Origin of the sequence: Xanthomonas populi (genome assembly GCF_002940065.1) — a bacterium.
In the GTDB taxonomy this organism is placed as follows: domain Bacteria; phylum Pseudomonadota; class Gammaproteobacteria; order Xanthomonadales; family Xanthomonadaceae; genus Xanthomonas; species Xanthomonas populi.
Genome location: NZ_MDEJ01000118.1, coordinates 1 through 11,942 on the forward strand (window position 1 = coordinate 1; position 11,942 = coordinate 11,942).

The 11,942-nt window shown below is 64.3% G+C and carries 12 protein-coding genes; 4 read left to right on the forward strand and 8 right to left on the reverse strand.

All coding sequences use genetic code 11. The features are described 5' to 3' along the window. Nucleotides 1-187 precede the first annotated feature (187 nt). The 6 genes from XpopCFBP1817_RS16165 to pyrE all read right to left on the reverse strand — a co-directional run bounded on the left by XpopCFBP1817_RS16165 (nt 188) and on the right by pyrE (nt 4,773). Nucleotides 188-1,153 (reverse strand): NAD-dependent epimerase/dehydratase family protein, encoded by a 966-nt coding sequence (locus XpopCFBP1817_RS16165; RefSeq protein WP_128417894.1) that lies wholly within the window; start codon nt 1,151-1,153, stop codon nt 188-190. 100 nt (nt 1,154-1,253) lie between these two features. After that, a complete protein-coding gene (locus XpopCFBP1817_RS16170; RefSeq protein ID WP_128417895.1) occupies nt 1,254-1,562 on the reverse strand; it encodes a helix-hairpin-helix domain-containing protein in 309 nt (102 codons plus the stop codon). Nucleotides 1,563-1,595: 33 nt separating this feature from the next. After that, nucleotides 1,596-2,525 (reverse strand): ParB/RepB/Spo0J family partition protein, encoded by a 930-nt coding sequence (locus tag XpopCFBP1817_RS16175; RefSeq protein WP_128417896.1) that lies wholly within the window; start codon nt 2,523-2,525, stop codon nt 1,596-1,598. Then, nucleotides 2,525-3,322, reverse strand: coding sequence for a ParA family protein (locus tag XpopCFBP1817_RS16180; RefSeq protein ID WP_128417897.1), 798 nt, complete (start codon nt 3,320-3,322; stop codon nt 2,525-2,527). The genes XpopCFBP1817_RS16175 and XpopCFBP1817_RS16180 overlap by 1 nt, the downstream gene beginning before the upstream one ends. A gap of 115 nt (nt 3,323-3,437) precedes the next feature. Then, nucleotides 3,438-4,091 (reverse strand): hypothetical protein, encoded by a 654-nt coding sequence (locus XpopCFBP1817_RS16185; protein WP_128417898.1) that lies wholly within the window; start codon nt 4,089-4,091, stop codon nt 3,438-3,440. Between the two features lie 22 nt (nt 4,092-4,113). After that, the gene (pyrE, locus tag XpopCFBP1817_RS16190) at nt 4,114-4,773 is read right to left on the reverse strand and encodes an orotate phosphoribosyltransferase (protein WP_128417899.1); all 660 of its coding nucleotides are present in this window, start codon (nt 4,771-4,773) and stop codon (nt 4,114-4,116) included. 117 nt (nt 4,774-4,890) lie between these two features. On the opposite strand from pyrE, the gene XpopCFBP1817_RS16195 reads away from it, so the two are divergent. The 3 genes from XpopCFBP1817_RS16195 (at nt 4,891) to XpopCFBP1817_RS16205 (ending at nt 7,346) form a co-directional block, all read left to right on the forward strand. Then, nucleotides 4,891-5,691, forward strand: a complete 801-nt coding sequence (locus XpopCFBP1817_RS16195; RefSeq protein ID WP_128417900.1) for an exodeoxyribonuclease III — start codon at nt 4,891-4,893, stop codon at nt 5,689-5,691. A gap of 73 nt (nt 5,692-5,764) precedes the next feature. Further along, entirely contained in the window at nt 5,765-7,060 is a 1,296-nt protein-coding gene (locus XpopCFBP1817_RS16200) for an AmpG family muropeptide MFS transporter (protein WP_167393958.1), read from the forward strand. 58 nt (nt 7,061-7,118) lie between these two features. After that, a complete protein-coding gene (locus XpopCFBP1817_RS16205) occupies nt 7,119-7,346 on the forward strand; it encodes a hypothetical protein (protein WP_128417901.1) in 228 nt (75 codons plus the stop codon). Between the two features lie 133 nt (nt 7,347-7,479). On the opposite strand, the gene XpopCFBP1817_RS16210 is transcribed toward XpopCFBP1817_RS16205, so the two are convergent. Next, nucleotides 7,480-8,622: an anhydro-N-acetylmuramic acid kinase gene (locus tag XpopCFBP1817_RS16210; RefSeq protein WP_128417902.1), complete on the reverse strand. Its 1,143-nt coding sequence runs from the start codon at nt 8,620-8,622 to the stop codon at nt 7,480-7,482. Nucleotides 8,623-8,826: 204 nt separating this feature from the next. Then, nucleotides 8,827-10,245, reverse strand: a complete 1,419-nt coding sequence (locus XpopCFBP1817_RS16215) for a M23 family metallopeptidase (protein WP_128417903.1) — start codon at nt 10,243-10,245, stop codon at nt 8,827-8,829. Between the two features lie 171 nt (nt 10,246-10,416). Here XpopCFBP1817_RS16215 and tyrS point away from each other — a divergent pair, with 171 nt between their 5' ends. Next, the gene (tyrS, locus tag XpopCFBP1817_RS16220; RefSeq protein ID WP_128417904.1) at nt 10,417-11,628 is read left to right on the forward strand and encodes a tyrosine--tRNA ligase; all 1,212 of its coding nucleotides are present in this window, start codon (nt 10,417-10,419) and stop codon (nt 11,626-11,628) included. Nucleotides 11,629-11,942: the final 314 nt, after the last annotated feature.

Here is an 11,942-nt window from a genome sequence, read left to right on the forward strand (position 1 = left end):
AGCGATTACGCACACTGCCCGAACACGTCTACAACCAGATGGTCATGGGCTGAAAAACGTGGGGATACCTCAGGGTCAGGTGGACGTGCGGGCGGCGCGCTCAGAACCGCAGCGGTCCAGTGATAGATGCGCCGCGAGCACCGGCTACGCCCGCCGGATTGTCAGTGCAGCAGTGTCGATGGCTGCTCTACGCGCGATCGCCGAAATAGCTGCGGCACCACTCCACCACCTGCGGCAACCCGCGCTCGACCGGGGTGGCCGGATCGAAGCCGAAGGCCGCCTGCGCGCGCTGCGTGTCGGCCATTGTGCGGACCATGTCGCCCGGCTGCATAGGCCGATAGCGCTTCTCGGCCGCGCGGCCGGCGGCTTGCGCGATCACGTCGATGAAGTGTTCCAGCTCCACCGGAGTGTGGTTGCCCAGGTTGAACACCCGGTGCGGCACCGGCTCGCCGCTGGGCGTGTCCAGCGCGCCGAGCACGCCGGCCACGATATCGTCCACGAAGGTGAAATCGCGCTGCATCTTGCCGTGGTTGAACACCTCGATCGGCCGCCCCGCCAGCACCGCGCGGCTGAAGATCAGCGGCGCCATGTCCGGCCGGCCCCACGGCCCATACACGGTGAAGAAGCGCAGGCCCGTCGCGCGCAGGCCGTACAACTGCGCGTAGGTGTAGCCCATCAGCTCATTGGCGGCCTTGGTCGCCGCATACAGCGAACGTGGCTGGTCCACGCGCTGGTCTTCGGAGAACGGCGGGGTCGCCGAGTCGCCATACACCGAGCTGCTCGACGCATACACCAGATGCTGCACGCCCCGATGCCGGCACAGCTCCAGCATGTTGACGAAACCGACCAGGTTGCTGTCGACGTAGGCGGATGGATTTTCCAGCGAGTAACGCACCCCGGCCTGCGCGGCCAGATGCACCACGCGCGTGGGCTGAATCTCATCGAACAACGCGGCCAGGCCATCACGGTCGGTCAGATCCAGCGTGCGGATGTCGATGTCCGGGCACAGCGCTGCCACCCGGTCGCGCTTGAGCTGCGGGTCGTAGTAGCTGTTGTAGTTGTCCAGGCCCACCACCGTCTCATCACGCGCAGCCAGCGCGCGGCAGGTGTAGGCACCGATGAAACCGGCAGCGCCGGTCACGAGAATGGTCATGGAAGTTGTCCTGGAGATTTTTAGTGGCAAAAGGGAGGCGAAAGGCGACGCTAGACCACTCCGAAGCGCTTTCCTGGCGACGTTCGCTCACCCATCGCACTCACCCCATGCTGAGCTGTGCTTCGCTGGCCAGTTTGGCTTTGCGTTCGGCGCTGAACGACCACCACGGGCCCGGCGCCTCGCCTTCCATGAAACGCACGATCGATAGGAACACATCGATCACGCATGGGTCGTGCAGCACGCCGGTGCGCAGGCACAGTTGCGCGTACATGTCGTAGGCATCGCGGCCGCGCACCTGCGCAGGCACACGTATGCCGATCAGACGCAGATCTTTTTCGCAGGCCGGCCCGACGTTCGGCAGGTCGGTCAGACACAGCAGATGATTGCGATCCACCTTAGTGGGATTCATGCCGGGATGATCCTCTTGCGTGGGCGCAGGAATTCAGCTGCGCTGGGCGCGTAAACGTTCCAGCACGCCGTCCAGCGTGTCCAGGTCGGTGTAATGGATCACCAGCTTGCCCTTGCCGCCGCGGCCGTGATTGAACACCACCTTGGTGCCCAGCGATTCGGACAGCTCGGTTTCCAACGAAGCGATGTCGGCCTGCGGTGCGGCGGCGGCCGGCTTGCCCTTACGCAGCGAACCGGGCACCTTGCCAGCGGAGAACTGCTGCGCGCGGTGTTCGACCTCGCGCACCGACCAGCCCTGGTCGGCCGCTTCCTGCGCCAGCTTGCTGGCCAGTTCCGGCGCCAGGGTGAGCAGCGCACGCGCATGGCCCATTTCCAGCCGGCGGGTTTCCAGCAACACCCGGATCGCCACCGGCAATTCCAGCAGACGCAGCAGGTTGGACACCGACGCACGCGAACGGCCCACCGCTCCGGCTGCCTCTGCGTGGGTCAGCGAAAATTCGTCGATCAGCCGTTGTAGCGCTTGGGCTTCTTCCAGCGGATTGAGGTCTTCGCGCTGGATGTTCTCGATCAGCGCCATCGCGATGACGGTGCGGTCGTCCAGCTCGCGCACCACCACCGGCACATCGGTCAGCCCGGCCAGTTGCGAAGCGCGCCAGCGACGTTCGCCTGCCACGATCTCGAACTGCCCCGGCGCCAGTTCGCGCGCCACGATCGGCTGGATCACGCCCTGCGCCTTGATCGATTCGGCCAGCTCGGCCAGCTTGACCTCGTCCATCTCCTTACGCGGCTGGTACTTGCCCGGCTGCAACTGGGTCACCGGCAACTGGCGCAAGCTGTCGCCCGGCTGCAATGCGTCCTCGCTGGCTGCGCTCGGTGCCGCTGCGGCTGCCGCGCCCTTCGGTCCCAACAGCGCTTCCAGGCCGCGGCCCAGACCACGTTTTTTTGCGGGGATCGGCTTGCTCATCAAACGGTCTCCACGGGCCGGAAGGCCTTGTTGCGGTCGTTGTGCCGGCGCACGATTTCGCCGGCCAGCCCCAGGTACGCCACGCCGCCACGCGAGGTGCGGTCGTAACCGATGATGCTCTGGCCATGACTGGGCGCCTCGGCCAGGCGCACGTTGCGCGGCACGATGGTGCGGAACACCTTGTCGCCGAAATGCTGCGTCAACTCGGCCGACACCGCATTGGCAAGGTTGTTGCGGATGTCGAACATCGTGCGCAGCACGCCTTCGATTTCCAGCGCCGGATTGAGGTTGGCGCGCAGCGCTTCGATCGTTTCCAGCAATGCCGTGAGTCCTTCCAGCGCGTAGTACTCGCACTGCATCGGCACGATGATCGAATCGGCGGCGGTCAACGCATTGAGCGTCAGCAGCGACAACGCCGGCGGGCAGTCGATCAGGATGAAGTCGTACTCGTCGCGGATCGGCGCCAGTGCGCGCTTGAGCCGTTGCTCGCGCTCGCTCTGATCCATCAGCTGGATCTCGGCAGCGGTCAGGTCGATGTTGCCGGGCAGCAGGTCGAAGCCCTCCGGCGCAGTGACCAGGATTTCGGCGGCGGTGTTTTCGCCCAGCAACAGGTCGCAGGTGGACGCGGCAACATCGCGCTTGTCGATGCCGCTGCCCATGGTGGCGTTGCCCTGCGAGTCCAGATCCACCAGCAACACACGCTTGGGCGCGCGCGCCAGGCCGGCCGCCAGATTGACTGCGGTCGTGGTCTTGCCGACGCCGCCTTTCTGGTTGGCAATGGCGATGATCCGGGCCATGCGGGAAAGCCTCGTGGGCAAGGAGTAAGACCGGCCATTATGCGGTCAGGGCGTCGAATCGGGAAATGCCGCCCGCCGTGGCCAATCGCACGCGCGGGAATGACCGCCGCAGCAGTCAGCCGGCGGGCGAGGCGCCGGCGTGCGGCTCCTTCATGGCCCGGTAGCGCAGCAGGATGTCGGCGATTTCGCCGTCCAGCGCCACCCGTTGCTGCTCGAAGCTGGTCTGCAGACGCAATTGCGCCATCAACTCGCGATGGCGCTGCTGGATGTCGCCGGCCAGCTCGCGGTCGCCTGCACTGCGCAGCATGCTGGCCAACCCCTCGCGCAGGCTGGTCACGTTGAAGCGCGCGGTATGGATGTTGTTGTCCACGATAGCGATGCGCTCGTTGAAGACCCGGCGCAGATCGTCCTCGCTTTGGTAGGACATCAACATCGCCTGGTCGGTGCGCTGGCGCATCTGCTCGGCGGCCAGATCGGCCTGGCGTTGCTGTTCGCTGGCCGCGGCGGCAGCACGCTCGTCGCTGCTCATCGCGCGCTGCACCTCGGCGCTGCGCATGCCGCTATTGACGTTGAATTCGTCGCGCGCCTGGTTCACCGCCTCCGGCGGCAGCGTATCGCTGCACACGCGGATGCCGTTCTGGTTCCAGCAATACAGCTTTTTCGCGGCCGGTTTGTCCTGCGCACTGGCGGGCGCGGCGGCGGTCATTGTTGCAACGACAGCTGCCGCCGCGGCGGCGAGTAACGCCAAACGGATGTGTATCGGCATCATCGCAGCCCCCTGTCGCCTGCCGTCAGCATGTGGTGTCGGTCCCGTAGCGGCCACGATAGGCCAGCAGCGGTTCCCGGAAGCCCACAAGGTCGGCGTTTCCTGCCGCAAAAGCAAGCAAGTCGCCCAGGTTGGCCACCGCAATCACCGGGATGCCGGCCTCGGCCGCCACCGCCTGCGCAGCCGAGCGCCGATCCTGCTCGGAGGCGATCTCCTGCCGGTCCAGCGCCACCACGATCCCGGACGCAATGCCGCCCGCGCCGTGGATGATGCCCAGCGCCTCGCGGATCGCGGTGCCGGCGGTGATCACGTCATCGACGATCAACACCTTGCGGCCCTCAAGCGGCGCACCGATCAGGCTGCCGCCTTCGCCATGCGCCTTGGCTTCCTTGCGGTTGAACGCCATTGGCACGTCGCGCCCGCGCCCGGCGTAAGCGCAGGCCAGCGCGGTCGCCAAAGGGATGCCCTTGTAAGCCGGCCCGAACAACAGATCGAACTCCACCCCCGCCGCATCGATCGCATCGGCATAGCACTGCGCCAACTGCGCGGTCTTGGCGCCCGAATCGAAGCGCCCGGCATTGAAGAAATACGGACTGAGCCGCCCGGACTTGAGCGTGAACTCGCCAAAGCGCAGGGCCTCGGCGCCCAGGGCCAGCTGCAGGAAACGGGTGCGGTGGTCGGTCATGGCGGGGGATCGGGAATCGGGAATCGGGAATGGTAAACGCATCGCGCGCCGGCAACCTTCTGCATGCGCCTGGGGTAGGCTTTACGATTCTCCATTCCCGATTCCCCATTCCCGCCCATGCGCATCATCAGTTTCAACGCCAACGGCCTGCGCTCGGCCGCCAGCAAGGGTTTCTTCGAGTGGTTCGCTGCCCAGGATGCCGACGTGCTGTGCGTGCAGGAGACCAAAGCCCAGGAGCATCAGCTCGCCGGTCCGAAATTCCTGCCCGCCGGCTACAAGGCCTGGTTTCGCGACGCCAGCACCAAGAAGGGCTACAGCGGCGTGGCGATCTATAGCAGGCACGAGCCCGATGAGGTGCGCACCGCGCTGGGCTGGCCCGAGTTCGACGAAGAAGGCCGCTATATAGAGGCCCGCTTCGGCAACCTCAGCGTTGTGTCATTTTATATACCGTCGGGTTCTTCGGGCGAGTTGCGCCAGGGCTACAAATTCCAGGTGATGGAATGGCTGCGGCCGATCCTGGACGAGTGGTTGGCCGGTGGCCGGCAGTACGTGCTGTGCGGCGACTGGAACATCGTGCGTACCGCGCTGGACATCAAGAACTGGAAGTCCAACCAGAAGAACTCCGGTTGCCTGTCGCCCGAGCGCGACTGGCTCAACGGCCTGTGCGCCGACGCGCTGGAAGAAGCCAACGCCGCCAAGGGCCGTGGCTGGATCGACACATACCGGGTGCTGCACCCGCAGGGCGAGGACTACACCTGGTGGAGCAATCGCGGCGCGGCGCGCGGCAACAATGTCGGGTGGCGCATCGACTACCAGCTGGTCACTCCCTGGATGCGCGACAAGCTGCAAAGCTGCTCGATCTATCGCGAACAGCGCTTCTCCGACCATGCGCCTTATATCGTGGATTACGCGGAGTGAGCCAAGGATCGGCACCGGCTCCTGAAAGGCAACGTCAGCGTCTCGTCGGCTTCCGCTCCCACTGGCCAGACGCATGACCAAGCCTGCATCCAACGACAAAGGCTGGCGCGGCATCCGGCACGCTTTCGCTACGCCATCGGCGGCGACCATGGCGTTGCTCGGCTTCGGTAGTGGATTGCCGTTCCTGCTGATTGCCTCGCAGACCCTGTCGACCCGATTACGCGATGTCGGCCTGGACCTGGGCAGCATCGGTCTGATCAGTCTGGCCAGCTTCTTCTACCTGCTCAAGTTTCTGTGGGCGCCGCTGATCGACCGCTATGCGTTTCCGCTCACCGCGTTTCTGGGGCGGCGTCGCTCCTGGCTGCTGGTGGCGCAGATCGGCGTCACCATCGGCCTGTGTGCGCTGGCGTTCTCGCGCCCGGACCTGAGCGTGACTGGCCTGATCGGCTGGGTCCTGTTCGCCTCGTTCTGGGGCGCCACCCAGGACTCGGTGGTAGATGCCTACCGCATCGAAATCGCCCCGGATGCCGCGCAGGCCGCGCTGGCGGCAACCTACACGCTGGGGTATCGCATCGGCCTGATTCTGGGCGGCGCGGGCGCGCTGTACATGGCCGAATATCTGGGTTGGACCTTGGCCTATTTGGGCATGTCGGCACTGATGCTGCTGCCGATCGTCACTACGTTGCTATGCCGCGAGCCCGATCGTCCCGAGGCCACGGTGGTACGTCGCGTCGATGTGGCAGGTGCATTCTGGCAGCCGATTTCCAGCTTCTTTTCCATCAATGGTCTGACGCTGGGGATCGTGTTTCTGCTGTTCGTGGGCTTGTACAGGTTTCCCGACCAGGTCATCGGCGTGATGGCCGGGCCGTTCTATCTGGATTCGGGCTTCACCAAGGCCGACATCGCCACCGTCTCCAAACTGTTCGGCGTCTGGATGGGCATTGTCGGCGCCTTCGCTGGCGGTGCGGCGGTGGCGGCGTTCGGATTCCGTCGCATGCTGCTGGTTGCCGCCCTGGGTGTGGCGTTGTCCAACCTGGCGTTCCTGCTGATGGCGCACAACCCCGGCAAGCTGTGGGCCTTCTATGCCGCGCTCAGCGCCGACAATCTGTTTCAGGGCTTCGCCGCTACCGTGCTGGTGGCCTTCATGTCCTCGCTGACCGACCGCAATTTCACCGCCACCCAATACGCCTTGCTAGTCTCGCTGGCCAACCTGCCTGGCAAGTTCGCCGGCGGCGTCTCCGGTTTTCTGGTCGAAGCGACGTCCTACAGCACCTTCTTCATCCTCAGCGCGTTGACCGTGATTCCCACACTGCTGCTGCTTGCTTGGCTATGGCCACGCCTGCTGGCGCACGAAAGGCGGCCGCATTGAAACGTCCGCCCAGGTTGCCGATGATGCCAACGGGGCAGCGCATTGCACGAGGCAGGGCATGACCGATCTGGTAGTGCGTGACATCGATCCAGTGCTGGTGGACAGGATCCGTCGCATTTCCGTTGCACGTGGCTGGACCCAGCACCAGACCGTGATGCATCTGCTCGAACAAGGCCTGTTCACCAGCGAATACGAAGTCACTGGCGGCCAGCAGCACCCGGAAGTCGATGCGCTGGCCGAAGCGATCGCCGCGCTCAAAGCCTTGCCGGCTGGATACAGTCCTTAGCGCAGCTTGCCGTTGGCTATCGCATCCTCGGGTAACGACGCACCTAAGTGCGACAAGGCTTTACCAGAATACCTCGACGTCCAACGCACCGCGCCAAGCGTCACCCATCATTCAGCTCAGCAGGCAATCGGCCTCACGCCGGATAAATCGCCCCCAACAACCGCAGCCCCGCGGCCCCGGTCACCGACGGTAGATTGGCCGGGCGCCCTGCCAGCAGTTCTGCCGCCAGCCACGCAAACCCCATCGCCTCCAGATAATCCGGATCCAGCCCATGCCGCGCGCTGGATTCCACCGCCACGCCCGGCAACCGTGCCCCCAAGCGGGCCATCAACACCGGATTACGCACCCCGCCACCGCAGACCAGCACGCGGCGGGTGTCGGGCTGCAGCCGTAGCAACGCATCGGCCACGCTGGCGGCGGTGAGTTCGAGCAGCGTCGCCTGCACATCGGCTGCGGACAGCACCGCGTTCCCCAGTGACTGCATCGCCTGCAGCGCCCAGGCCAGATGGAACTGCTCGCGCCCGGTGCTTTTGGGTGGCGCCAATGCAAACCACGGGTCGGCCAACAGCGCCTGCAATAGCGCGGTATCGACCTGCCCACTGGCAGCAAACGCACCATCGGCATCGAACGGCGTGCCGAGATGCTGTTGGCACCAGCTATCCAGCAATGCATTGGCGGGGCCGGTATCGAAACCTAGCACCGCGCCATTGCGCGGGATCAATGTCAGGTTGCCGATGCCGCCCAGATTGAGTACCGCGCGGTCTTCGTCGCCTGCGCCCAGCATGGCCAGATGAAAGGCTGGCATCAGCGGCGCACCCTGACCACCGGCGGCCACATCGCGGCGGCGGAAATCGGCTGCCGTGGTGATGCCGGTGTGCTCGGCAACCCGGCTGGCATCGCCGATCTGCCAGGTGAAGGCCGGATCGGCCTTCGGTCGGTGCCGAATGGTCTGCCCGTGCGAGCCGATCGCGCGAATGTGCTGCCGCTCGACCCCGCTCTCGCGGATCAATTGGTTGGCTGCAGCCGCGAACGCCAGTCCCACCTGCGCGTCCAGTTGCCCAAGCGCATCGATGGCGATCACTTCGGCGCCCTGGCCAAGCATCACCAGCGTCTCGCGCAGCTGCGGCTCCCAGGCCACCGTCGTGCCAGCAACCAACTCGCAGCGACGGTGGCTGTCGTCTTCAAAGCGCACCAGCGCCGCATCGATACCGTCGGCGCTGGTGCCCGACATCAGGCCCAGATAAAGCGGGGATTCCACGTGTTTCAGTGCAGACATGGCAGAATCAGTTGCGCAGCGATCGCTCAGCTTGTGCAGCCGGGGCAGGGCCGTCAACCAAATTGACGACTCAACAGGACTGCGCGTGCGTCATGCGAGCACTGCGGCAGATGCTCGAATCGCCAATGGCGCTTGTGAAGCGGCACTGTTTGCCGCCTGCAATCACTGGCCGACCGCCTGCAATGTCTTTTATAACGCACCCACTCAACCGCGCGGCTTGCCCCTGGCAGGCTTGGCGGCGTCGGCATAAATCAACTTTTCCATGCCTTCGATGCGCGCCAGCGCAGGCGCGGTCTGCGCGCGGAATACGGCAAGCTCTCCGCCTTGCAACGGCTCCGGTGGCGGCATGGTGACCGACATCGGGTTGCGCTGCTGCCCGGCGACGCGGAATTCGTAATGTAGGTGCGGGCCGGTCGCAAGACCGGTCATCCCGACATAGCCGATCACCGTGCCCTGGTTGATGCGCTGCCCCGCCTTGACCTTACCGAAGCGCGACATGTGCCCGTACAGCGTGCTGAAATTCTTGCCGTGATCCAGGATCACCACATTGCCGTAGCCGCGCTGGGTACCGACAAACACCACCCGCGCATCGCCGGCCGCCATGATCGGTGTCCCCGACGCTGCCGCGTAATCCACACCCTTGTGCATGCGCATCGTGCCCAGCACCGGATGCCTGCGTGCCCCGAAAGTGGAGCTGATGCGGCTGTAAGCCACCGGCATACGAATGAAGCTCTTCTTCAGCGGCCGGCCCGTGATGTCGAAATACTCGGCTGGTTTGCCTGCGCGCTCGAAGCGGAACCCGGTGTAGGTCTTGCCGCCGGTGGTAAAGGTCGCCGCCAGAATGTCGCCGGTGTTGATCCGCTCGCCTTCGCGCCAGGTTTCGTCCATCACCGCGCTGAAACGATCGCCAGGCTGCAGATCCTTGTCGAAGTCGATGTCGTACTTGAAGATCTCGTCGGTCATGATCGCCACCGCCGCGGGCGACAGCCCAGACTTGCCGGCCGATGCGTATAGCGAGCTGCTGATTTCCCCGCTCGCCACCACCGTGCGTTTGGTCGTCGCCCGCTTGGTGACGTTCTCGCGCACGCTGTCGCCCAGCAGGCGTAACTCCACACGGTGGCTGTCGTCGCGGTCGAAGCGCAATGCGCGCAGCTCGCCCGGCGTGGGCATATCGAACGCGATCTCGGCACCCGGGCGCAGCTTGGTCAGCGCGTCCTTGGTGCCCGGATGCGCCAGCACCTGGTACATCACCGTGGTCGGAATCCCCAACTCGCCGAACAAGGTGCTCAGCGTCTGCCCTGATTTGACCTGCAGAATCTCCCAATCGGTGCTCGGTGCCAGCTGCTTGCGGCTTGGCACCAACGGCGGCAGTGGCAATGCCAGTGTGGAATGGCTGGGCAGCGGCGTATCAATGGCATTGGAGAAGCCCGGCACGATCGTGGCCACCAGCGCGCCGATGGTGGCGAACAGACTGGCGTGGATCCAGTGACGGCGCGTCCACTGGTCATTGAATGCTTCCGGGAGATGCGCCTTGAGCTTGCGATGCAGGGCAGTGTCGTGGAGGACGTGGAGGCGTTCTTGAAAGCGCCGCTTGCGTGCACGGCCCTGCTCTGAGTTCTGCATCGTTCAAATTCCTCGTTGGCTCGAAGTGCGAGCCCAATCACCGGTACCATAGACAGCCTGCAACAGCGCGTCAAACCATTGAGCCTGTTCGACATTTTCATTATGGTGCGGAATTGACCCGAGTTTAACATCGTTCACGTTTTTGACGGCAAACGCCGCTGGAGTCTGTGGTTGGCCACTATCGAAGAATCCCTCGCACTTATCGGCCGCGGTGCCGAAGAGATCCTCAAGCTCGATCAGCTTCAAGCGCGGCTGACATCAGGGGTGCCGTTGCGGGTGAAGGCCGGTTTCGATCCCACTGCGCCGGATCTGCATCTGGGCCACACTGTGCTGCTCAACAAGATGCGGCAGTTCCAGCAACTCGGGCACCAGGTGATCTTCCTGATCGGCGACTTCACCGGAATGATCGGCGACCCCAGCGGCAAGAACGTCACCCGCAAGCCGCTCAGCCGTGAGGATGTGCTGGCCAACGCGCGCACTTATCAGGAGCAGGTCTTCAAAATCCTGGACCGCGAGCGCACCGAAGTGCGCTTCAACTCCGAGTGGTTCGGCCAGATGAGCGCGGCGGACATGATCAAGTTGTCGGCCCAACACACGTTCGCGCGCATGCTCGAGCGCGACGACTTCGCCAAGCGCTTCAGCGGCCAGCAGCCGATCGCCATCCACGAATTCCTGTATCCGCTGGTGCAGGGCTACGACTCGGTCGCCTTGAAGGCAGACGTCGAGCTGGGCGGCACCGATCAGAAGTTCAACCTTCTCATGGGGCGCGGCCTGCAGGAGCACTACGGGCAGGCCCCGCAGGTGGTGCTGACGGTACCGTTGCTGGAGGGCCTGGACGGCGTGGCCAAAATGTCCAAGTCGCTGGGCAACTATATCGGCATCAACGAGCCGGCCATCGACATCGTCACCAAGACCATGAAGATCGGCGACGAGCTGACCTGGCGCTGGATAGATTTGCTCTCCTTCGACATGAGTGTCGCCGAGGCCGCACGCCTGAAAGAGCAGGTCGCCTCCGGTGCGCTGCACCCACGCGAGGTCAAACTGCGTCTGGCCCGCGAACTGACCGCCCGCTTCCACGATGCCGCCGCTGCCGAGCAAGCCATCGCCGGCTGGCATGCGGTGGTGACAGGGCAGGGCGACACCAGCCTGCTGCCGCTGCAAGAGGTCGCCGTGCCTGCCGAGGGGCTGCGTATTGCCAGCCTGCTCACCGCCTCCGGCCTGACGCCGAGTAATTCCGAAGCTACGCGTAAGCTCAAGGAGCGAGCGGTCAAGATCGACGGCGAAGTGGTTGAAGACCCTGCGCGTCAGTTCGTGCCGGGCTTTGAAGGTGTCATCCAGGTAGGCAAACGCAATTTTGCCCGCGTTGCGCTTGTGAACGGCTGAGCTGCTTAAGGTTGCTGCACGGCGGCAACCCTTGCCCTGCGAGACGGCATTTATATGAGGCCGCTATGCGTCTGCGCATGATCAGCGGCCTGTTGTGTCTAGCTACAGCGACGTATCGCTGCATGTGAGACCAACACCGTGAAATTTTTTTCACAAACCTCTTCCCAAAGAGTCGTCTTGGGCATATAGTTCAGCTCCCCCGACGCAACGGACCCGCAAACGCGGAACCAGAGCGAAAGGATTCGAAACCCCTTAGAATCTAAGGTATTGACGAAACGGAAAAGCCGGCTATGCTTGGCGGCTAGCTACACGTA